This window comes from Cellulosimicrobium arenosum (assembly GCF_014837295.1).
Classification (GTDB): domain Bacteria; phylum Actinomycetota; class Actinomycetes; order Actinomycetales; family Cellulomonadaceae; genus Cellulosimicrobium; species Cellulosimicrobium arenosum.
Window position 1 is genome coordinate 290,032 of sequence record NZ_JACYHB010000003.1, and the last position, 20,522, is coordinate 310,553.

The 20,522-nt window shown below is 75.0% G+C and carries 19 protein-coding genes; 11 read left to right on the top strand and 8 right to left on the bottom strand.

The features are described from left to right. Positions 1-86 precede the first annotated feature (86 nt). A complete protein-coding gene (locus IF651_RS05825) occupies positions 87-1,388 on the top strand; it encodes an inorganic phosphate transporter (RefSeq protein ID WP_191828143.1) in 1,302 nt (433 codons plus the stop codon). A gap of 24 nt (positions 1,389-1,412) precedes the next feature. Then, positions 1,413-1,694, top strand: coding sequence for a hypothetical protein (locus IF651_RS05830; protein WP_191828144.1), 282 nt, complete (start codon positions 1,413-1,415; stop codon positions 1,692-1,694). Positions 1,695-1,777: 83 nt separating this feature from the next. Here IF651_RS05830 and IF651_RS05835 read toward each other — a convergent pair whose 3' ends face one another. Together IF651_RS05835 and IF651_RS05840 are read right to left on the bottom strand one after the other, a co-directional pair. Further along, a complete protein-coding gene (locus IF651_RS05835; RefSeq protein ID WP_191828145.1) occupies positions 1,778-2,824 on the bottom strand; it encodes a LacI family DNA-binding transcriptional regulator in 1,047 nt (348 codons plus the stop codon). A 139-nt stretch (positions 2,825-2,963) separates the two neighbouring features. After that, positions 2,964-4,733 carry a discoidin domain-containing protein gene (locus IF651_RS05840; RefSeq protein WP_191828146.1) on the bottom strand — a complete coding sequence of 590 codons (1,770 nt, stop codon included), beginning with the start codon at positions 4,731-4,733 and terminating at the stop codon, positions 2,964-2,966. Between the two features lie 269 nt (positions 4,734-5,002). Between IF651_RS05840 and IF651_RS05845 the strand changes: the two genes are divergently transcribed. The 7 genes from IF651_RS05845 to IF651_RS05875 are packed head-to-tail and all read left to right on the top strand — an operon-like array spanning position 5,003 to position 12,986. After that, complete coding sequence (locus IF651_RS05845) at positions 5,003-5,620, top strand: MauE/DoxX family redox-associated membrane protein (protein ID WP_191828147.1); 618 nt, start codon at positions 5,003-5,005, stop codon at positions 5,618-5,620. A gap of 46 nt (positions 5,621-5,666) precedes the next feature. Then, entirely contained in the window at positions 5,667-6,206 is a 540-nt protein-coding gene (locus IF651_RS05850) for a TlpA disulfide reductase family protein (RefSeq protein ID WP_191828148.1), read from the top strand. Continuing rightward, the gene (locus tag IF651_RS05855) at positions 6,206-8,170 is read left to right on the top strand and encodes an ABC transporter ATP-binding protein (protein WP_191828149.1); all 1,965 of its coding nucleotides are present in this window, start codon (positions 6,206-6,208) and stop codon (positions 8,168-8,170) included. Before IF651_RS05850 ends, IF651_RS05855 begins: the two co-directional genes overlap by 1 nt. Continuing rightward, positions 8,167-8,934 (top strand): BTAD domain-containing putative transcriptional regulator, encoded by a 768-nt coding sequence (locus IF651_RS05860; protein WP_191828150.1) that lies wholly within the window; start codon positions 8,167-8,169, stop codon positions 8,932-8,934. The genes IF651_RS05855 and IF651_RS05860 overlap by 4 nt, the downstream gene beginning before the upstream one ends. A 16-nt stretch (positions 8,935-8,950) precedes the next feature. Next, positions 8,951-9,712 (top strand): ABC transporter ATP-binding protein, encoded by a 762-nt coding sequence (locus tag IF651_RS05865; protein WP_191828151.1) that lies wholly within the window; start codon positions 8,951-8,953, stop codon positions 9,710-9,712. Continuing rightward, positions 9,709-10,203: a S26 family signal peptidase gene (locus IF651_RS05870; RefSeq protein WP_191828152.1), complete on the top strand. Its 495-nt coding sequence runs from the start codon at positions 9,709-9,711 to the stop codon at positions 10,201-10,203. Before IF651_RS05865 ends, IF651_RS05870 begins: the two co-directional genes overlap by 4 nt. 8 nt (positions 10,204-10,211) lie before the next feature. Further along, entirely contained in the window at positions 10,212-12,986 is a 2,775-nt protein-coding gene (locus IF651_RS05875) for an ABC transporter permease (protein WP_191828153.1), read from the top strand. Positions 12,987-13,096: 110 nt separating this feature from the next. On the opposite strand, the gene IF651_RS05880 is transcribed toward IF651_RS05875, so the two are convergent. The 3 genes from IF651_RS05880 to IF651_RS05890 form a co-directional block, all read right to left on the bottom strand. Continuing rightward, positions 13,097-13,279: a hypothetical protein gene (locus IF651_RS05880; RefSeq protein ID WP_191828154.1), complete on the bottom strand. Its 183-nt coding sequence runs from the start codon at positions 13,277-13,279 to the stop codon at positions 13,097-13,099. 78 nt (positions 13,280-13,357) lie between these two features. After that, positions 13,358-14,593 carry a glycoside hydrolase family 3 N-terminal domain-containing protein gene (locus tag IF651_RS05885; RefSeq protein WP_422110450.1) on the bottom strand — a complete coding sequence of 412 codons (1,236 nt, stop codon included), beginning with the start codon at positions 14,591-14,593 and terminating at the stop codon, positions 13,358-13,360. Positions 14,594-14,624: 31 nt separating this feature from the next. After that, the gene (locus IF651_RS05890; protein ID WP_191828156.1) at positions 14,625-15,047 is read right to left on the bottom strand and encodes an SRPBCC family protein; all 423 of its coding nucleotides are present in this window, start codon (positions 15,045-15,047) and stop codon (positions 14,625-14,627) included. 124 nt (positions 15,048-15,171) lie between these two features. Between IF651_RS05890 and IF651_RS05895 the strand changes: the two genes are divergently transcribed. Next, the gene (locus IF651_RS05895) at positions 15,172-16,197 is read left to right on the top strand and encodes a hypothetical protein (protein ID WP_191828157.1); all 1,026 of its coding nucleotides are present in this window, start codon (positions 15,172-15,174) and stop codon (positions 16,195-16,197) included. Here IF651_RS05895 and IF651_RS05900 read toward each other — a convergent pair. Continuing rightward, positions 16,194-17,351: a threonine aldolase family protein gene (locus IF651_RS05900; protein ID WP_338403799.1), complete on the bottom strand. Its 1,158-nt coding sequence runs from the start codon at positions 17,349-17,351 to the stop codon at positions 16,194-16,196. The genes IF651_RS05895 and IF651_RS05900 overlap by 4 nt on opposite strands. Before the next feature lie 89 nt (positions 17,352-17,440). Here IF651_RS05900 and IF651_RS05905 point away from each other — a divergent pair, with 89 nt between their 5' ends. Continuing rightward, positions 17,441-17,737 carry a hypothetical protein gene (locus IF651_RS05905; protein WP_191828158.1) on the top strand — a complete coding sequence of 99 codons (297 nt, stop codon included), beginning with the start codon at positions 17,441-17,443 and terminating at the stop codon, positions 17,735-17,737. A gap of 34 nt (positions 17,738-17,771) precedes the next feature. Here the strand turns inward: IF651_RS05905 and IF651_RS05910 are convergent, their stop codons facing one another. Together IF651_RS05910 and IF651_RS05915 are read right to left on the bottom strand one after the other, a co-directional pair. Next, positions 17,772-19,475 carry an alpha-amylase family protein gene (locus IF651_RS05910; RefSeq protein WP_191828159.1) on the bottom strand — a complete coding sequence of 568 codons (1,704 nt, stop codon included), beginning with the start codon at positions 19,473-19,475 and terminating at the stop codon, positions 17,772-17,774. Continuing rightward, positions 19,472-20,491 (bottom strand): TIGR03885 family FMN-dependent LLM class oxidoreductase, encoded by a 1,020-nt coding sequence (locus IF651_RS05915; RefSeq protein ID WP_191828160.1) that lies wholly within the window; start codon positions 20,489-20,491, stop codon positions 19,472-19,474. Before IF651_RS05915 ends, IF651_RS05910 begins: the two co-directional genes overlap by 4 nt. Between the last annotated feature and the right edge of the window lie 31 nt (positions 20,492-20,522).

Below are 20,522 nucleotides of genomic sequence, written 5' to 3' on the forward strand. Positions count from 1 at the left end.
GGGCCTCGAACGCTGGGTGAACGGACGATGAACTCTGGTCGAAGAGTCCACAGGATGGTCGCGCAGGGGGTCCTGGCGACCTCACCATGGACACCGTGACCGAGACGCTCCTCCTCGTGCTCGTCGTCGTGACCGCACTCGCCTTCGACTTCACGAACGGGTTCCACGACACGGGCAACGCGATGGCCACCTCCATCGCCACCCGCGCCCTCAAGCCCAAGACCGCCGTCGCGCTGTCGGCCGTCCTCAACATGGTCGGGGCCTTCCTGTCGCTCGCCGTGGCGGCGACGATCGCGAAGGGCCTGGTGGACGCCAACGTCATCACGCTCGAGGTGATCCTCGCCGGACTCGTCGGCGGCATCACGTGGAACCTGATCACGTGGCTGCTCGGCCTCCCGTCCAGCTCGTCGCACGCGCTCATCGGCGGTGTCGTCGGCTCGGTGCTGGCGGCCGTCGGGACCAGCGGGGTCCTGTGGACCGGTGTGATCGCCAAGGTCCTGCTGCCCGCGCTGTTCGCCCCGGTCGTCGCGATCGGTGTCGCGAGCGTGGGCACGTGGGCGGTCGCGCGCCTCACCCGCGGCGTCCCCGAGGGCACGTCCACGCGTGCGTTCCGCTGGGGCCAGGTCGGCTCCGCGTCGCTCGTCTCGCTCGCGCACGGCACCAACGACGCGCAGAAGTCGATGGGCATCATCCTGCTCGCGCTCATCGCGGCCGGTGCCGTACCCGCCGACTCCGGCGTCCCGTTCTGGGTGATCCTCGCGTGCGCCTCGTTCATGGCGCTCGGCACGTACCTCGGCGGCTGGCGGATCATCCGCACGCTCGGCAAGGGCCTCGTCGAGATCGACACGCGCCAGGGCATGGCCGCCGAGACGTCGTCCGCGGCCGTCATCCTCATGTCCGGCCTCTTCGGCTACTCGCTGTCCACGACGCACGTCGCGACCGGGTCCATCCTCGGCTCCGGCGTCGGCATGCCGGGCGCCACGGTCCGCTGGGGACTCGCCGGCCGCATGCTCGCGGCCTGGGGGCTCACGCTCCCCGCCGCCGGGATCGTCGGCGCCGCGTGCTACGGCCTCCAGCACCTGATCGGCGGAGCGGCCGGCACCGTCGTCGTGTTCGGTGTCCTCGTCGCCACGTCCGCCGCGATCTGGGTCGCCTCGCGCCGCAAGCCGGTCGACGCGAACAACGTGAACGACGAGTGGGACGGCGATCAGGTGGCGGCCGGGACGCTTCCGGAGACCGCGTCCGACGACGCCACGGCCGCCCGTCCCGTGCAGGCCTCCGGCCCCGTCACGGTCTCCGTGCCCTCGGGCGGTGCCCCCGGTGTCCCCGGCACCCACGGCGCTGCCTCCACCGCTCGTCGTCGGCGCCGTCAGCGCGCCGGCGTCTGACCCGATCGCCTCGAAAGGTCCGCCATGCCGTTCATCGAGCTCGACTCGCTGCTCAAGGTGGTCGTCGCCGGCCTCGTCCTCGGTGCCGGGCTGCCCGCGCTCTTCGCGCTGGGCGTCCGGCTCGCGGCCGGGCGCACCGTTCCCGTCGGCGTCGAGGCCGACGGTGCGCGACTCACGACCGACGGTGCGATCGTCCGCGTCGAACGCCCGACGCGCTGGCGTCGCGCCGGCGCGGTCCTGTGCTTCGCCGTCGTGGTGCTCGCCGTAGCGGCCGGCATCACGTTCGTAGCCAGCGGCGGCCACTGACCGAGCACGTCGGCGGACGTGTCGTCGTGTCGCGATGACAGCGGCGCCCGAGGCACGGAGGGGTATCCGTCCGGCCGGGGGCGTCAGGCGGAGTCGCGGACCACGAGGCTCGGTGTGAACATCGCGGTGCCGACGGGAGAGCTCGTGCCGTCCAGGTCCGCGAGCAGCAGGCGCGCCATCTCGCTGGCCATGTCCTCGACCGGCTGGTGGATCGTCGTCAGGGGAGGGTGCGCGCCGCGCGCCACCGTCGAGTCGTCGAACCCGACGATCGCCACGTCCTCCGGGACACGCCGACCGGCCGCCTGGAACGCGGTCGACGCGCCGTCGGCCATGAGGTCGCTCGCCGCGAACACGCCGTCGACCTCGGGCAGCGCTGCGAGCAGCCGGCGAGCGGCCAGCTCCCCGCTCGCCCGGGTGAGGTCGCCCTCGACGACGACCGGGTCGTCCAGCCCGGCCGCGCGCACCGCGTCGAGGAAGCCGGCGAGCCGCTCGCGCGCGAACGGGACGTCGGACGGTCCGGCGACGGACGCGAGCCGCGTGCGGCCGGTACCCAGGAGGTGCTGCGCGGCCAGCCGCCCCCCGGCGGCCTGGTCGAGGTCGACGGTCGGGACGTCGTCGGGCAGGTCCCCGATCCGGGTGGACAGCACGACGGGCAGGGGCAGGGCAGCGAGCCGCGCGGGCAGCGGGTCCGCGTTGCTCGACGAGACGAGCAGGACCCCGTCGACGTGACCCTGGCGGACGTAGCCGACGACCTGGTCGTGCGCGGGGCCGTCCGCCGGGAGGATCGTCAGGTGGATGCCGCGCGGGCGCAGGACCCGCTGCGCGCCCGCGGTCACCCGCCCGATGTACGGGTCGGTGAACAGACGCTCGAGGAACGGGCTGTCGGAGTGCCGCTCCGTGGGCTCGGACACGACGAGCGCGACGGACCCCGTGCGCCGGGTGACGAGCGAGCGCGCCGCGAGGTTGGGCACGTACCCGGTCTCCTCGATCGCGCGCTCGACCGCGGCGACGATCTGCGGGTCCACCGTCGGTACCAGGTTGATCACCCGGGAGACCGTGGCCCGGGAGACACCGGCGACCGCGGCCACCGCCTCGAGCGTGGGCTGGGGACCGTGCGTACGCGGGGCCATGCCCTCAGTTATACCGGTTCGGCCGCGCATCGTCGGCCCCCCGCCGGGACGCCGGAGCCCGACGGCGCGGGAGCAGCCTCCGCGTCGTCGGGCACCGGGTGGGCCGCCCCGGTGGGGCGGGCGACTCAGCGGCGGGTCGTCACTCGTAGACCCGCACGTAGTCCACGAGCATCCGTGCCGGGAACGGCGTGCTCGCGTCGGGCGGTCCGGGCCAGTCGCCCCCGACCGCGAGGTTGAGGATCAGGTAGAAGTCGTGGTCGTAGACCCACGGCCCGCGGGTGGACTCCACGACCTCCTTCGACGCGTAGAACGTGTCGACGCCGTCGAGGGAGAACTGGATGCCGTCGCTGTCCCACTCGGCCGCCCAGACGTGGAAGTCCTCGGTCAGCTTCGCGCCGCTCGGCAGCGTGGCCGGGCCGCCGTGGCCCCCGGCGCCCCAGTACGACGGCGCGTGCAGGGTCGAGTGCGACGTGTACGGGTCGAGGCCGACGTTCTCCATGATGTCGATCTCGCCGTTGTACGGCCACGGACGTCCCTCGAGGAAGTCGGACCCCATCATCCAGAACGCGGGCCAGAAGCCCTGCCCCTCGGGGATCTTGATCCGCGCCTCGAACCGGCCGTACTGCGTGTTGAGCGCGGTCGAGGTGTTCATCCGGTGGGACGTGAACTCACGGCCCTCGACGCTCTCGCGGCGCGCCTCGATGACGAAGTTCCCCTGCCCGTCGTGGAAGCCGTTGCCCGACTCGGTGTACACCTGCTGCTCGCCGTTCTGCGGGAAGCCGGAGTCGATGTGCCACCTCGAGGAGTCCGCGGGGCTGCCGGCGGGGGCGTCGAACTCGTCGTTCCACACGAGCTCGAGGTCGTCGAAGTCGGGGTCCGCCGGATCGGCGGGCGGCGTGGTCGCGGACCCGCCCGTGCCGTACACCTGGAACTCCCACAGCGAGTACCCGTAGGCGCTGCTGCGGTCGTTCATGTGCACGCGCACGTGCCGACCGTCGGCGTCGAGCGGGATGGTCTCCTTGAACCCCGACCCCGTGGTCGTGGAGTAGACGCTGCGCCACGACGAGCCGTCGTCGGACACCTCGACGTCATAGCCCGTCGCGTACGCGGGGTCCCACTGCAGGACGACGCTGCTGACGTGCGCGGGGGCGCCCAGGTCGACGGCGATCCAGCCCTCGTCGACCCAGCCGGTCGCCGGCGACGTCGCCCAGCGCGAGGCAGGGTCGAGGTCGAGCGCCTTGTCCGGGGTGCAGTCCCAGCAGCTCGGGTCCTGCTCCTGCGAGGACGAGGCCGTGCCGGGCCTGCCGTACGACAGCAGCCCGTCCGTCGTCGGGTCGGGGTCGGGGTCGGGGTCCGGGTCGCCGGCACCGTCGCTCCCGAACACCTGCAGCTCCCACAGGGACACGCCCCACTGCGTGGCGCGGCGCGTGGCGGCGAGCCGCACGTAGCGTCCGCTCGTGTCGAGGTCGAGGCTCTCGTCCCCGCCCTCGCCGGTCGTCGTGCTGTACGCGGTCGACCAGGACGACCCGTCGGACGAGACCTCGATCCGGTAGCCGGACGCGTACGCCGTCTCCCAGTCGAGGTCGACGCGGTCGATGTCGTGGACGCTGCCGAGGTCCACCTGGATCCACTGGCCGTCGGCGGCGGTGCTGGACCAGCGGGTGCCGCGGTCGCCGTCGACGGCCGCGGCCGGGCCGCTCCAGCCGAACTCGTCGCCGGACGACGTCGCGGGCCGGTCCTGGGAGAGGGGGTCCTCGGGTGCGGCCACCGCGGCGCCCTGGGACAGCGCGCCGAGCGTGACGAGCGCGGTGGCGGCGGTCGCCGCGGCGAGACGACGACGGGCGGGCCGCGGGTCTCGACGGGTGCCGGTGACCGGGCCTCGTGGTGGGTAGGGGGTACGGGTCTGCATGGGCGTGCTCCTTCGGACGTCGGTGTCACGAGGGCCTCACGGTCGGCGGACGAGCCACGATGCTGTCCGTTTCGTCGCGATAGAGCGCTCTCTCACGACCAGGATGCCTCGTGTGCCGCCGGAGGTCAAGAGTTTCCGGAGTCTTCTTACTAACCGGTGAGTCAGTATTGACACCGAGCCCGTCGAGGACGACGCTGGGGCCGCGGAACGCACCGAGACCCGGCGGCGCCGCAGGTCACGACGTCACTCAGCATGTCCGAGGGGGGACCATGCCGTACGTGTGGATCGTCGCGTCCCTCGTCCTCGCGGGGGTCCTGCTCGTGTCCGTCGCCGGGGCGGTCACCACCCGCGACGCCTGGCGGGGCTTCGTCGCGTCGGCCGCCCACCTGACCGGCCGCGACGAACCGACGGCTCGCCCGCTCGCCCGGCTCGCCGTGACGCTCGAGACGGCCGGGATCGTCGGGCTCCTCGCGCCCGTCCTCGTCCTGGTCCTCGGTCGAGCCGGCCCGGCCGGCACGAGCCGGGTCGCCCCACCCGCCCTGGTCCTCGCGAGCGCGAGCGCCACCGGGGTGGGTGCCCTTCTCGTGGTCTTCACCGTCGTCCTGGCGCGCGCCCGCAGCACGAGCCCGGGCACCGCGTGCCACTGCCTCGGGCCGAGCACGGCGCCCGTCGCGTCCCGCCACCTCGCGCGCAACGTCGTGCTCGTCGGTGTCGCGGTCGTCGCCGGGGTCGTCCCGTGGACCGTCCGGGGCGACCCGCCCGGCGGTTCCACCGCCCCGTCCCCGGACCCGGCGGGAGTCCTCCTGGGGGCGGTCGTCGCGGCCGTCGTCGTGGCGCTCGTCGCGCACCTCGACGACCTGGCCGCGCTGGCCCCCCCGCGGAGCTGAGCTCCGTTCGCCCACCCGTCGCACCCACCCACCATCGAGGTTCCGCATGCCCCTGCTCACCGCCGCGGTCGTCGTCCTGACCGTCCTCGTGCTCGTCGACCTCGCGCTCACGCTCGCCGTGGTCCGCCACCTGCGCGCGGGGGCGCGACCCACCGCCACGCCGGTGCCCGAGCTCGTCGGGACCCGGGTCGGTTCGCCCACCCCGCACTTCACCGCGTCGGGGGAGGACGGCGTCGAGCTCGTCGCGGCCGACCTCGCCGGCACGCCGACGCTCCTCGCGTTCTTCTCGACCACGTGCGAGGCGTGCGTCGAGCACGCACCCGCGCTCGTGGCCGAGGTGCCGCGCCTCGCGGCGGCGGGGATCGTCGTCGTGCCCGTCCTGGTCGGCGACGGCGACCCCCTCGAGCTCGCCCCCGCGCTCCGCCACGCCGGCCCGCTCGTGCGCGAGGAGCACGGGGGCGAGGTCAGCACGGCGTTCGGCGTCCGCGGCACGCCGTCCTACGTCCTGCTCGGGGCCGACACGCGGGTCGCCGCCGCCGGTCTCGTCCTGCAGGACGTCGTGTCGTCCGCAGCGACGGTGCGGTGATGGGCGCACGCACCGGCGCCGCCCGGGGCGCCGGGTGGCGGGGCCGGGTCGGCGCGCTCGTCGTCGCGACCAGGCTGTACCACCGGGCGGCCCCTGCGACCGTGGTCGCGCGGGCCGCGACGATCGCCGCCGCCGGGCTCGTCCCCGTCGCGGCCGCCTGGCTCACCAAGGCGCTCGTGGACGGGCTCGGGACCGGGCTCACCGTGCGCACGACCGTGCTCCTCGCGATCGGGCTCGCGGTGACCGGTGCGCTCGGCGCCGTCCTCGCGCACGTCGCCAGGTACCTCGACCAGGAGATCGCGCGGCGGGTCAGCCTGCACATGCAGGCGACCCTGTTCGGCGCCGTCGTCCGGCCGACCGGGATCGCACAGCTCGAGGACCCCGAGTACCACGACCGGCTGCAGCTGGCGCGGCTCGCGGGGGAGTCCGGCCCCGTGCTGCTCACGGCCGCCCTCGTCTCGGTCGTCCAGTCGCTCGTCACCGTGAGCGCCTTCACCGTGTCGCTCGTCGTCCTGTCGCCGCTCGCGGCCGGTCTCGTCCTGGCCTCGGCGGTCCCGGCACTGGTGGCGCAGCTGCGCCTCGGGCGGCTCCGCAGCTCGACGACCGCGCTCGTCAGCCCCCGGGCCCGTCGCCGGCTGTTCTACGCCACCCTCCTCACCGATCTGCGCACGGCCAAGGAGATCCGGCTCTTCGGCCTGGGGAACCACTTCCGCGACCGCATGCTCGACGAGGTGGGTTCGGTGCACGCCGCCGAACGGAACGTCGACCGCGTCACGGTGCGCACCGAGACCTGGCTCGCGCTCCTCACCGCGTTCGTGGCCGGCGCGGTGCTCGTCATGACGGTGCTCCGCATCGGTGCCGGGGTCGGCACCGTCGGGGACCTCACCCTGCTCGTCGCGGCGCTCGGTGCCGTCCAGGGCTCGGTGGCCGCGATCGTCGGGCAGGTCGCCGTGATCGACGAGGCGCTCGTCCTCATCGGCCGGTACGTCGAGATCGTCGACGACGCGGCGCCGTCGCCTCACGCGCCGGGGTCGGGTCCGGCCGCCGTCGCCGGTCCCGCCGGTCCCGCCGGTCCCGCGAGACCCGGGCCGCCGCCGGTGCCGTCCGCGACCACCGGCATCCGGTTCGAAGGCGTCTGGTTCCGGTACGCCGACGACGCACCCTGGGTCCTGCGGGACCTCGACCTCGACATCCGGCCCGGCTCGTGGGTCGCGCTCGTCGGGGCGAACGGCGCCGGCAAGTCGACCGTGGTCAAGCTCCTGTGCCGGCTCTACGAACCGACGCGCGGCCGGATCACCTGGGACGGGACCGACGTGGCGACGCTCGACCCGGCGGTCCTGCGATCGCGGATCGCGACGGTCTTCCAGGACTTCGTCTGCTATGAGCTCACGGCGCGGGAGAACGTGGCGCTGGGCGACCTCCGTCGTGCCGAGCAGCCCGGTGCCGTCGAGAGCGCGGCGGAGCACGCCGGCGTCGGCGACGTGCTGGCCGCGCTGCCGCGGGGCTACGACACGATGCTCACGCGCGCGTTCGCGGGTCTGCCGGGAGACCCGGTCGACGAGGCCGCGGACGACGACGCCCCCGGCGACCTGCCGGCGCACGAGCCCGCCGGAGTCGTCCTCTCGGGCGGGCAGTGGCAGCGCGTCGCCGTGGCGCGCTCGCTCCTGCGCGAGGACGCCGGGCTGCTCGTGCTCGACGAACCCTCCTCCGGCCTGGACCCCCGTGCGGAGGCGGAGCTGCAGGCGATGCTGCGCGCGGTGGGTCGCGGACGCTCCACGTTGCTCGTCGCCCACCGGCTGAGCACGGTGCGCGACGCGGACCGGATCGTCGTGCTGGACGACGGGACCGTGCTCGAGTCCGGCGACCACGACGCCCTGATGGACCTCGACGGCGAGTACGCCGCGCTGTTCCGGCTCCAGGCCGAGGGCTACCGCGAGCGGGCCACGGCAGGCGGTGCGTCGTGAGCCCGGGGGCCGACAGCCTGGAGATCGACGTCCTCGGTCCGCTCCGGGCCCGTGTCGGGGGCTGCGAGGTGTCGCTCGGCGGGCCTGGCCGCCGCGCCCTGCTCGCCGCGCTCGTGCTGGGCAAGGGGCACGTCGTGTCGACCGGCAGCATCGTCGACACCCTGTGGGACGAGGACCCGCCGGCGAGCGCCGTGACGAAGGTGCAGGGACACGTGTCGGAGCTGCGCAAGGCGCTCGCGGTCGCGGGTCATCCCGATCCCACCGCGGTGCTCGGGACCGTGGCTCCCGGGTACGTGCTCCGGCTCGAGCCCGCGGCGACCGACCTGGCGCGGTTCGAGGCGGACGTGACCGCGGCGCAGGTCGCCCGGCGCGCCGACGACCTCGCGGCGGCCGAGAGGCTGCTCGCCGGTGCGCTCGAGCGGTGGCGCGGGCCTGCGATGGCGGACGTCGGCGCGTCCACCGTGCGCGCGGTCGCCGAGGGTCTCGACGACCGGCGGCTGCGCGTGCTGGAGGACCACGCCGAGGTGGGCCTCGCCCTCGGGCGGTCGCGGGACGTGCTCGACGCGCTCGGCCCGCTCCTGGCGGTGCACCCGTTCCGGGACCGTCTGAACGAGCTGTTCATGGTCGCGCTGATCCGCACGGACCGTCCGTCCGAGGCCATCGCCACCTACCGCCGCTGCCGCGAGGTGTACGGCCGCGAGCTCGGCATCGAGCCGAGCTCGCGGCTGCGCCGCATCGCGGCGTCCATCGGCTACCCGTCGTAGGAGAGGACCGACCAGCATGGTGACCAAGGGATCCACGGCGCGCGCGAGCGCCGGGACCGCACGGGCCGCGACGTCGTCGGGCGACCGGACCGGCTACCCGACGGGTGCGCACGTCCGGCTCGAGGGCGTGCTCAAGTCGTTCCCGCTCGGGCAGCGCGAGCGCCTCGTCGCTGTCGACCACGTCGACCTCGAGCTCGAGCCCGGCAGCCTCACGGCGCTGACCGGCCCGTCGGGGTCGGGCAAGTCGACGCTCCTGCACCTCGTGGGCGCGATCGAGCGGGCCGACTCCGGCTCGGTGCGCGTCGACGGGCACGAGCTCGTCGGCGCCTCGCGCGCGCGCCTCACCCGCTACCGGCGCAGCGTCGGGTTCGTCTTCCAGCGGTTCCACCTCCTCCCGTCGCTCAGCGTCCTCGACAACGTGCTCGTGCCGTTGCTGCCGGAGCGGGCGGAGCGGGCCGGTGCGGTGGAGCGGGCGCGCGAGCTGCTCGACGCCGTCGGGCTGGCCGCACGCGAGGACGCCCTGCCGGCGACGCTCTCGGGCGGGCAGCAGCAGCGCGTCGCGATCGCGCGGGCGCTCGTCGTCCGGCCGCGGCTGCTCGTCGCGGACGAGCCCACCGGCAACCTCGACTCCCGTACCGGGCGCTCCGTCCTGGACCTGCTGCTGGGCCTGCGCGCGACGCACCCCATGACGGTCGTGCTCTCGACGCACGACCCGCTCGTCGCCGCCGCGTGCGAACGCACCGTGCACATCCTCGACGGCCGGACGGTCGCGGCATGAGGCCGGTCCGACGTCGTCCCGCAGCCCCGGTGCGACGCTCCGCCGTCGTCCTCGCGCTCGTGGCGCTCGCCGTGGTCCCGCCCGTCGTGGCGCGGCGTCGCCTCCTGGTCGTCACCGTCTCCGGTGCCAGCATGGGTCCGACCTACGCCCCGGGGACACGGGTGCTCGTCGTGCGGGGCCGACGTGCCTGCCCGGGCGACGTCGTCGTGCTGGACGCCGAGCGGGTCTCGCCGGCACCGCCCGGGATCCCGGCACGACCGGGCGGGCTGGTCGTCAAGCGCGTCGCGGCGGGCCCGGGTCATCCGGTCCCTGCGCAGGTCCACGACGTCGTGCAGGCCGGGCCGGGCGACGTGGTCCCGACGGGCCGGGTCGTCGTCCTCGGGGACGCGCCCGCGGCGAGCGTGGACTCGCGGCTCTGGGGGTACGTCCGCGCCGACGCCGTCGTCGGCCGCGTCGTCACCGTGCTCCGTCGAGGGGCGGTGCAGGAGTGATCTCGCTGGTGACGTCCCAGCTGCGGCACGGTCTCGGGCGGGCCACCGCGACGGTCCTCGCCATCGCCGTCGCGGTCGCGAGCTTCGCCCTCCTCGCCTCGACCGCGGAGGTCTCCCGGCTCGAGGCGTCGGGCACGGTCGAGGCGAACGCTCGGCCGCTGTACGACATCCTCGTCCGGCCCGCCGACACGCCCGACGCGACCACGGACGGCGTCCGCGCCGACGACGTCGCCTCCGCACCCGACGGGATCACGACCGCGCAGTGGGACGAGGTCCGCGCGCTCCCCGGCGTCGACGTCGCGGCACCGCTCGCGACCGTCGGGTACGTGATGCAGCACGTCGCCGTGCCGGTCGACCTCTCGCCCTACCTCGACCCGACGGCGGAGCGCCAGGTCCTGCGCGTGCGTCCGACGGTCGTCTCGGACCGCGGCACGACGACCGTGCCCGACGGCGACACGTACCTCTACGCGACGACCCACTCGTTCGAGCTCGTCCCCGGGCAACCGTGGGAGGCCGGGGTCGTGTACGACCAGGGCGAGGTCCCTGAGGCCCCGAAGATCGTCGAGCACGACGCGGACGGGACGCACGAGGACTGCGTGTGGGGCGACCGGACCGGGCACGACGTCGACAGGTTCGCCCCCCGCGATCGCGAGTCCTTCGCGTGCTGGTCGTCCGCCGCGCCGATCGGCGGGGTGATCGAGGGGATGCCCGACGGCGCGACGGCGTGGGTCGGCGTGACGGTCCCGCTTCTCGTGGCCGCCGTCGACCCGGACCAGGAGGCGGCGCTCGGCGGGCTCGACGCGGCGGTCGTGTCGGGGCAGTACCTCGCCGCGGGTGACGGCTCGACGCCCGGTGAGCTGCCGGTGCTCGCGGCGACACGCGGCGAGCTCGACCAGCAGGTGGAGCTCGCCGTGCAGCGGCTGCCGGCCGACGCGGCGCGGACCGTGCTGTCGTCGCGCACCGTGAGCGGGGCGCTCGACACGTTCGACGGGATCACCCCGGTCCGGGGGACGGACCTCGACCGGCTCGAGATCGACGCCGACGACGTCCACGCGCGTCTGCTCGCGACCCTCGCCGCACCGCCGGGCCCGGGCGGGCCGCCGTGGCTGGACGTGCCGTCGACGGTCGCCGGCCCCGACCCGAGCACCGTCGTGGACGCGGTCCGCACCGTCGGGAGCGCGACGCCCGGCCCGGTCGAGGTCTCCGGGGACGAGTGGGGGACCGCGACCCGTGACGACGCCGGACGGGACCCGGTGCCCGTCACCGCGGCGGACGTCCTGACCCGGCCGGTCGCCCGTCACGCCCCCGAGGACCCGGGCGCGAGCGTCACGCTGCGCGCCGTCGGGACGTTCGATCCCGCCCTGGTCGACGCCGGCCCGGAGCTCGCGACCCTCCCCTTCGAGCCGTCCGCACCGGCGGGTGCGTCCGGGGCCGACGACGCGAGCACCGCCGCGCTCGGCGACCGGCCGCTCCTGCCGGGGTCGGCGATCGGCGGCTGGGTGGCGCAGCGGCCGACGCTCGTGACGTCGCTCGACGCCGTCGGGTCCCTCGCGGGGTACACGCGCAGCGGCGAGCCGCTGCCGGTCGGCACCGCCGCCCCCATCGCCACGCTGCGCGTGCGCGTCGAGGGCGACGTCGGTCTCGACGCACGGTCCCAGGAGCGGGTGCGCGCGGTCGCCGACCGCATCCAGGAGACGACCGGGCTGCACGTCGACCTCCTCGTGGGTTCCTCCACGGCGCAGCTCCCGGCGCAGGTCCCCGCGGGCTCGTTCGGCCGGCCACCGCTCGTCGTCGGCGACGCGTGGCTGCGGTCCGGTGTGGCGACCGCGATCGTCACCGCGGTCGACTCGAAGAGCCTCGTGCTCGCCGTCCTGGTGCTCGTCGCGTGCGCGCTCGCCGTCGGGAACGCGACGAGCTCGGCCGTGCGCGTCCGGTCCACGGAGCTCGCGGTCCTGGCCTGCGTGGGGTGGCCGCGCGGGCGCCTCTTCGGTCTCGTGCTGCTCGAGTCGCTCGTGGTGAGCGCGGTCGCGGGTCTGTGCGGTGCGCTCGTGGCGCTGCTCGGTGCACCGCTGCTGGGTGTCACGCTCGTGCCGTCGTTCGTCGTCCTCGCGGTCCCCGCCGCGATCGCGCTCGGCGCGGTGTCGGCCCTCGCGCCGGCCTGGCGTGCCTCGCGCGCGGACCCGGGCTCGGCGACGCGTGCCCCCGTGTCGCACGTGGGCCGTGCGTGGTCCCCGCGGCGGGTCGCGACGCTCGCCGTCCTGAACGTGGCGCGGGCACCGGGCCGCTCCCTCGTAGGGGCGCTCGCGCTGGCGCTCGGCGTCGGGTCCGTCGGAGTCCTGGCGGCGGTGTCCGTCGCGTTCCGGGGCGCCGTCACCGGGACCGTGCTGGGTGACGCGGTCACCCTGCAGGTGCGGGCAGCGGACTACGTCGCGGCGGGGCTCGTCGCGCTCCTCGGCGCCGTCACCGTCGCGGACGTCCTCTACGTCGCGGTCCGCGAGCGGGCGTCCGAGCTCGCGCTGCTCGGGGCGGTGGGCTGGCGCTCGCGGACCGTGGGGCGGATGGTCCTCGTCGAGGCCGGCGTCGTGGGGGTGCTCGGAGCCCTGGTCGGTGCGGGTGCGGCGCTCGGTGTCGCGGCCGTCCTCGCGGACGACGTGCCGCGCGCCGTCTGGACCGCCGCCTCGGCGGCGGCAGCGGGCGGTGTCGTGCTGGCCCTCGCTGCCGCGTGGTGGCCCGTGCGCTCCCTGCGGAGGCTGCCGGTCGCACGGCTGCTCGCCGCGGAATGAGAACGGCCCCGGACCGTGGAGGTCCGGGGCCGCTCCGCGCTGGCCACGCGCCGGCAAGGTGCCCGCGAGGTGCCCGCGACGGGCCCGCTACGGGAGCATCGTGCGCGGGCTCAGAGCCAGTTGCAGTACGTCGTGTTGATCGGGATGATGCGGCAGCACTTCTCGATCCGCCCGCCGGAGAAGTAGTTGTACCAGCAGTAGTAGTCCTTGGCCTCCGCGCGGGCCGAGGGGAGCAGGGCGCCGAGGAGGCGGTCTCCGAGCACGTTGATGCGCTTCATCGCGTGTCCTTCCATGGGTCGGTTCGTACGCCGGCGGGAGCCGCCGCACGGAAGGAGCGTCGCGGGTCGTCCTCACGGTCCGCTGCCGATGCGCTACTCCTGCGCAGCCGGGCCGAGGCGGTCCTTCGCGGCCAGGACGCGTTCGACGGCGGTGTCCACCTTGGCGGCGAACGCGGGGTCGGTCGTCGCCCGCTCCACGAGCGCGTCCGCCATCTGCGGCACGACGCCCGGGTCGGCCGACGCGAGCACCATGTCCCCGCCCGCCTCGATCGTCAGGATCGCCCGCTGGGCGGGCGTCCACCGCTGGACCTGGGCGGCGGCGGACACGTCGTCGGTGATCACGACGCCGTCGAACCCGAGGTCCTCGCGCAGCATGCCGTCCACCACGACGGGGGAGAAGGCGGCCGGCCGGTCCGCGTCGATCTGCGTGTACACGGCCGTGGACGTCATGACGAACGCCGCTCCCGCGTCGATGCCCGACGCGAACACCGCCACCGACGGGTCGTCGCGCGTCGTCACGTCGTCCGTGACTCCCGCGTCCGTGTCGGTGTTGGCGGTGACCCGCCCGAGCCCCGGGAAGTGCTTGACCGTCACGTCCACCCCGGCGGACTCCATGCCCGCGCTGAACGCGTTCGCGTGGGACGTGACGGAGTCGGGCGTCGACCCGTACTGGCGCCCGTAGTACCCGATCGGCGGGTTCTGCGCCGCGGTGCCCTCGGGCACGAGGTCCATCACCGGGGCGAGGTTGAGGTTCACTCCCGCCGCGGCGAGCTCCGCACCCCACGTCGCGGCGTCGTCCCGCAGGTCGGCGGGGTCGGCGGTGGCCTGGTCCACCGCCGCGGGGATGTCGGAGAACCCCGGGCCGCGCAGCACCTGCACGTTGCCGCCCTCCTGGTCGGTGGCGACGAACATCGGGGCCCCGTGCGTGGTGGTGTCCGCGACGAGCTCGGTGAACGACGCGCTCAGGTCCGCCGTCGGGTCCACCCCCGCCTGGGTGCGGCCCGCGAGGAACACGTTGCCGACGTGCAGCTCGCTGACGGCGTCGTAGCTCACCTGCTGGGGGTCGCCCACGTCGACGCCGACCATGAGGAGCTGACCCACCTTCTGCTCGAGGGTCCAGCCGGCCAGCGGGTCCGCGGGTGGGTCGAGCGGCTCGGGCGGCGTCGTCGTGCCCGACGGCGTGGGGTCGGCCTCGTCCGACGACTGCACGTCGACCGGCCCGGGGGCCGGACGCGTCAGGTACCAGGCGACGCTGCCGACCGCGACGAGTGCCGCCACGACGGCGACGACGATCCACGCGGTCCGGGCGCGACTCGACAATCGGACCACCTCCCGGGCCTACCGTAGCCGCGGTGCCGGGTCAGTCGTGACCGGCGAGCGTTCCCAGCGCCTTCGTCCACAGGGCCTGTGCCCGGGCGGCACGCTCGGCGGTCTCGATGTTCTGCTCCTCGACGCGCACGACCGTGCCGGCGTCGTCCGGCTCGAGCGTGATCCGGATGTCGTGGTAGTTCTCGGGGACGTCGGGCAGGTCCATGCTCGGGGAGAAGTGCGTGAAGTGCAGCAGGCGCGGTCGGTCGACCTCGACCACGGTTCCCCAGTCCGCGAACTCGCGACCCATGTAGTGGCCCTCGAACGTCACCTGGCTCCCCGCCAGGTAGTCGGTCTCGACGTTCATGCCCAGCATCCAGCGCGCTCCCGGGTGGACCATCTGCGCCCACACGACCTGCGGCGGCCGGGCGACGTGGACGCTGCAGGTGGTGCTGTGGCCGGTCGTCGATGTCATGCGAGCTCCTGGGTGGTGCGGCGGCGGTCCTGCGCCGACCGTAGACCGTCGGCGCGCGCCGGGCGAACCCGAGCACGCCCGCCGGGCCGGGCACGCGGCGGCGGGCACGGGTAGGTTCGTCCGCGTGACCCGCCTCGTTCTGCTCCACGGACGCGACAACCAGGGGCTCGACCCCGAGGGGCTGGAGCGGACGTGGCGCACGGTCCTCGCCGCGGGCCTCGCGGGCGTGGGGGAGCCGCGCGGGCTGACCGACGACGACGCGACGTTCGTCTACTACGGCGACACGCTCGCGGCGCTCGCGCGCGGTGGCGGCGCGGCGCCGCCCGTGACGGTCCACGCCCTGCCGGCTGCGGACGTCGTGCCGGGCCACCACCGGGCCACCGACCTGCCCGCCGACGAGCTCGCGTTCCTCGGCGCCGTCGCCGCGGAGGTCCTCGGCGCCCTCGGCCCGGACGACGACCGTGCGCGGGCGCTCGCGGTGGCCGGCGCGACGACCGGCACGACGGCCGACCCGATGGCAGGCGGGGTGGACGTGCAGGAGCTGGGGACCGACCTGCGACCCGGCGGTCTCGACCTCGGCGCGTGGGTCAACGCGCTGCTGGCCGCCCTCGACCACGTCCCCGGTCTGAGCGCGGGCGTCCTCGTGCTGCTCGTGCGCGACGTGTGGGCCTACGTCCACGACGACGACGTGCGGTCCGTGATCGACGACGCGGTGGCCGCGGCGATGCCGACGGACGAGCCGGCCGTCGTCGTCGGGCACTCGTTGGGATCGGTCGTGGCGTACTCGGTCCTGCGCGAGCACGCCGGCGCTGACGCCTGGGACGTGCCGCTGTTCCTCACCCTCGGGTCGCCCCTCGCGATCCGGGCGATCCGCGACGTCCTCGCGGCGCGGGCACCCCTGCGCGTGCCCGCGCCGGTGCGTCGCTGGGTCGCGGCGCGCGACCCCCGCGACGCGCTCGCAGTGCACGACCTGGGCCCGGACGCGTTCCCGCTCGCGCCGGGCTCGTACCCGGTCGAGGACCTCGTCGTGGCGAACGACGCACCGGGCCACCACGCCGCCGCGGTCCTGCTGGACGGCGACCACCCCGCGGGCTACCTGGCGACCCCCGCCGTCGCCCGTGCGCTGGCCGCGGCCCTCCCGCCGGGCTAGGACACCGGTCCGCCGAGAGGGGACGCCGGCGCGGCCGGGGCCTGCGTCGTGGGGGCCGGGTCCGCGGTCGCGAGCTCGGCGCGGACGTCGGCGACGAAGGCGTCCACGTCCGTGGGGGTCGTGTCCCACGCGCACATCCAGCGCACCTCGACGCGGTCCGAGGTCTCGCCCGGCCCCCAGTCGTAGAACCGGTGCCGTGCGCGCAGCGTCGCCGCGACGTCGCGGGGCAGGGTCGCGAACACCGCGTTCACCTGGGTGGGCTGCGTGAACGCGACGCCCGACGCCGCGAGCCCCGACCGGAGCCGGGCCGCCATCGCGTTGGCGTGCCGCGCGTTGCGCAGCCACAGCGGGTCGCCGTCCGCGCCCTCGCCCGTCTCGGCGACCGGCTCGCCGACCGGCTCGCCGACCGGCTCGAACAGCGCGAGGAGCTGCGCGGACACGTAGCGCATCTTCGACGCGAGCTGCATCGTCGCCTTGCGGACGAACTCGACGCCGTCGACCGCGGACGGGTCGAGCACCACGACGGCCTCACCGAGGGCGATGCCGTTCTTGGTCCCGCCGAACGACAGCACGTCCACGCCGGCGTCGGTCGTCAGCGCGCGCAGCGGCACGTCGAGCGCCGCGGCCGCGTTCGCGAGGCGCGACCCGTCGAGGTGCACGCGCAGGCCGCGGGCGTGCGCGGCGGCCGCGACCGCGCGGATCTCGTCCGGTCCGTACACCGTGCCCAGCTCTGTCGACTGCGTGAGCGAGACGACGAGCGGCTGCGCGCGGTGCGGGTCGCCCAGGTCGTCGGCGTAGCGCTCGACCGCGGCAGGGGTGAGCAGGCCGTCCGGTGCCGGGACCGGGAGCACCTTGATCCCGCCGACTCGCTCCGGCGCGCCGTTCTCGTCCGTGTTCAGGTGCGCGTGCTCGCTCGCGACGACCGCGCCCCAGCGCGGCAGCATCGCCATGAGCGCCACCACGTTCGCGCCCGTACCGGTGAGGACGGGGTAGGCGGCGGCGTCGGGCCCGAGCTGCTCGCGGACCACCTCCTGCAGGCGGGCCGTCCACGGGTCCGCCCCGTAGGAGGGCTCGTGGCCGGCGCTCGCGGCGGCGAGCGCGACCAGGACGTCGGGATGGGCGGGCGAGTAGTTGTCCGAGGCGAACGAGGTCACGGGAACAGCGTAGGACTGCGCACGTCCGTGCCGGTCGGGCGAGCGGGCGCCCGGGAGCCTACTGTCGAAGGAACACAGGGAGGTGCCGCATGACCACGATCCCCGATCCGGGAACTGCCCCGGACGAGCCGAACTTCACCGGTCTGCCCGCGGACGAGCGGAGCACGTTCGCCGACCAGAGCGACCCGGCGGACCCGGCCGGCCCGGCCGGACCCACGGAGCCGGGCGCGCCGCTGGAGCCGACGTCGCCGGGCCCCCCGCCCGACCCGTCGACGCCCCGCGAGCCGTCCCCCGCCGAGCCGCGTCCGAGCGACCCGGTCCCGGGCGAGCCCGCCTCGCCCGGCCCGCCGGTCGGCCCCGACGAGCCGACCGGCGAGCGTCGCTGAGCCGTTCCGGCCGCAGAGCGGTCGCAGAGCGGTCTCAGAGCAGACGTCGTGAGGACGGGTCGGTGATCCGCAGCCACCGGTACCCGTAGCCGTCGAGCCGCACCTCGGCCGACCCGTCCCGCGCCGGCTCGACGTCGTCGCCGTCGAGCAGGTCGACGAGCCGTGCGCCGTCGGGCAGGTCGCCGAGGGACAGCGGCACCACCGCGGGCTCGGCGGACAGGTTGTGCAGCGAGACCATCGACGCGTCCTGCCACGTGGTGCGCAGCGCGAGCACCGACGCCTCCGGCTGGTCGAGGACCTGCGCGTCGCCCCAGCCCAGCTCGGGGCACGCGCGGTAGCGGTGCGCGAGCAGGCGGACGAACGACAGCAGCGAGTCCGGGTCGCGGCGCTGGTCGGCGACGTTCACGTGCTCGGGCGCGTACCCCCCGTCGGGCACGGGGCCCGCGAGCCGCCGGGCCGGCGCCGCCGAGAACCCGCCGTTCTTCCCCGCCGACCACTGCATCGGCGTGCGGACGGCCATCCGCCCCGGTGCGTCGAGGTTCTCGCCCATGCCGATCTCCTCGCCGTAGAACAGCACGGGCGTGCCCGGCAGGGAGAACAGCAGCGAGTAGACCATGCGGACGCGGCGAGGGTCGCCGTCGAGCATCGGGGGGAGCCGACGCCGCAGCCCGCGCCCGTAGAGCTGCATGGCCTCGTCGGGCCCGAACGCCGCGAAGACCTCGGCGCGCTCGTCGTCCGACAGCTTGTCGAGGGTCAGCTCGTCGTGGTTGCGCACGAACGTCGCCCACTGGGTGTCGTGCGGGACGGGCGGGCGCTCGCGCAGCGCGGCGGCGACCGGGCCGGCGTCCTGCCGGGCGAGCGCCAGGTACAGCGCCTGCATGCCGTTGAAGTCGAACTGCATGGTGAGCTCGGTGCTGGTGCTCCCGCCCGGGTCGTCGTCGCCGGGGTCGCCGTCGCCGAAGAACCGCGCCTGGTCGAGGTACGGCAGGTTCACCTCGCCCATGAGGATCGCGTCGCCGGACCGGCGGCCGAGGAACGCCCGCAGGGCGCGCAGCATGTCGTGCGGGTCCTCGATCGCGTCGCCGGGGGTCGCCGCCGCGTCCGCGAGCGCGAACGGCACGGCGTCCACGCGGAATCCCGAGACCCCCAACTCGAGCCAGAAGCCGATGGTCTTCGCGATCGCGTCGCGCACCTGCGGGTTCGCGGTGTTGAGGTCCGGCTGGGTGGAGTAGAAGCGGTGGCGGTACCACTCGCCCGTCTTCTCCTCCAGGGTCCAGATCGCGTCCTCCTGGTCGGGGAACACCACCTGGTCCTTCGTGGGCGGCGGCTCGTCGGAGCGCCACACGTAGAAGTCCCGGTACGGGCTGCTCGTCGAGCGGCGGGCCGAACGGAACCACGGGTGCTGGTCCGAGGTGTGGTTGATGACGAGGTCGATGATCACGCGGATGCCGCGGTCGCGGGCCGTGCGCACGAGCTCGACGACGTCGCCCAGGTCGCCCAGGCGCTGGTCGACGCCGAGGAAGTCGGTCACGTCGTAGCCGTCGTCGCGCTCTGCCGTCGGGTAGAACGGCATGAGCCACAGGCACGTGACGCCGAGGTCGGCGAGGTGGTCGAGCCGCTGGAGGAGACCGGGGAAGTCGCCCACGCCGTCGTCGTCCCAGTCCATGTAGGTCTCGACATCCAGGCAGTACACGACCGCGTTCTTCCACCACAGGTCGCCCGTGTCGCGGACGTTCATGCGGGCACCTCGGTCCGCGCGTCCGCCGTGGCCGTGTCGTCGTCCGTGCCGCCGCACGCCTCGCGCAGCGCGGGCAGCAGCGCGTCGCCCGCGGCGTCGAGGAACGCGTCCTGCTCGCGGCCGACGTGGTGGACGTACACCTCGTCGAAGCCGCACGCGGCCAGCTGCGCCACGCGGTCGGCGAGGCGCTGCGCGTCGTGCTCGACCAGGACCGTCCCGCGCACCTCGTCGGGCCGCACGAGCGCGGCGACGGCGTCGAACTGCTCGGGCGTCTCCAGGTGCCAGCTCACGCTCGGCGGCAGGAGGTTGGAGCGCCACTGGTCGTGCGCGACGGCGAACGCCGCCTCGTCGTCCGCGCCCCACGCGACGTGCACCTGCAGCGCCAGCGCTCCGCGCCCGCCCGCGTCGCGGTACTCGCCGACGACGCGGCGCAGCGACTCGACCGGCTGGTTCACCGTGACGAGCCCGTCGGCCCACTCGGCGTGGCGGCGGGCCGTCGCCGGCGTGACCGCCGGCCCGACGAGGCGGGGCGCGACGTCGGGCAGCGACCACACGCGCGCCCGGTCCACGGTGACGTGCCCGCGGTGGGAGACCTCCTCGCCCGCGAGCAGCGCGCGGATGATCTCGACGCACTCGCGCAGCCGGTCGTCGCGGTCCGCCTTGTGCGGCCACGGGTCTCCCGTGACGTGCTCGTTCATCGCCTCGCCCGAGCCGAGCGCGGCCCAGAACCGGCCCGGGAACATCGAGCCGAGCGTCGCGATCGCCTGCGCGGTGATGGCGGGGTGGTAGCGCTGACCGGGCGCGGTGACGACGCCGAACGGGAGGTCCGTCGTGGCGAGCGCGGCGCCGAGCCACGACCACGCGAAGCCGGACTCGCCCTGCCGCTCGCTCCACGGCGCGAGGTGGTCGGAGCACATCGCGGCGTCGAAGCCGACCTCCTGCGCTCGGCGTGCTGCGGCGAGCAGGGGTCCGGGTGGGACCTGCTCGTGGGACGCGTGGAATCCGAGGGTGACCATGGCGATCATCCAACACAGGACCGCCCGACCA

Bases quoted from the DNA above. Each gene is read 5' to 3' on its own strand.
- IF651_RS05880 (WP_191828154.1), bottom strand. From the start codon at position 13,279: ATGGAAGGACACGCGATGAAGCGCATCAACGTGCTCGGAGACCGCCTC.
- IF651_RS05890 (WP_191828156.1), bottom strand. From the start codon at position 15,047: ATGACATCGACGACCGGCCACAGCACCACCTGCAGCGTCCACGTCGCC.
- IF651_RS05865 (WP_191828151.1), top strand. From the start codon at position 8,951: ATGGTGACCAAGGGATCCACGGCGCGCGCGAGCGCCGGGACCGCACGG.
- IF651_RS05870 (WP_191828152.1), top strand. From the start codon at position 9,709: ATGAGGCCGGTCCGACGTCGTCCCGCAGCCCCGGTGCGACGCTCCGCC.
- IF651_RS05840 (WP_191828146.1), bottom strand. From the start codon at position 4,733: ATGCAGACCCGTACCCCCTACCCACCACGAGGCCCGGTCACCGGCACC.
- IF651_RS05855 (WP_191828149.1), top strand. From the start codon at position 6,206: ATGGGCGCACGCACCGGCGCCGCCCGGGGCGCCGGGTGGCGGGGCCGG.
- IF651_RS05910 (WP_191828159.1), bottom strand. From the start codon at position 19,475: ATGAACGTCCGCGACACGGGCGACCTGTGGTGGAAGAACGCGGTCGTG.
- IF651_RS05905 (WP_191828158.1), top strand. From the start codon at position 17,441: ATGACCACGATCCCCGATCCGGGAACTGCCCCGGACGAGCCGAACTTC.
- IF651_RS05825 (WP_191828143.1), top strand. From the start codon at position 87: ATGGACACCGTGACCGAGACGCTCCTCCTCGTGCTCGTCGTCGTGACC.
- IF651_RS05830 (WP_191828144.1), top strand. From the start codon at position 1,413: ATGCCGTTCATCGAGCTCGACTCGCTGCTCAAGGTGGTCGTCGCCGGC.
- IF651_RS05850 (WP_191828148.1), top strand. From the start codon at position 5,667: ATGCCCCTGCTCACCGCCGCGGTCGTCGTCCTGACCGTCCTCGTGCTC.
- IF651_RS05915 (WP_191828160.1), bottom strand. From the start codon at position 20,491: ATGGTCACCCTCGGATTCCACGCGTCCCACGAGCAGGTCCCACCCGGA.
- IF651_RS05835 (WP_191828145.1), bottom strand. From the start codon at position 2,824: ATGGCCCCGCGTACGCACGGTCCCCAGCCCACGCTCGAGGCGGTGGCC.
- IF651_RS05845 (WP_191828147.1), top strand. From the start codon at position 5,003: ATGCCGTACGTGTGGATCGTCGCGTCCCTCGTCCTCGCGGGGGTCCTG.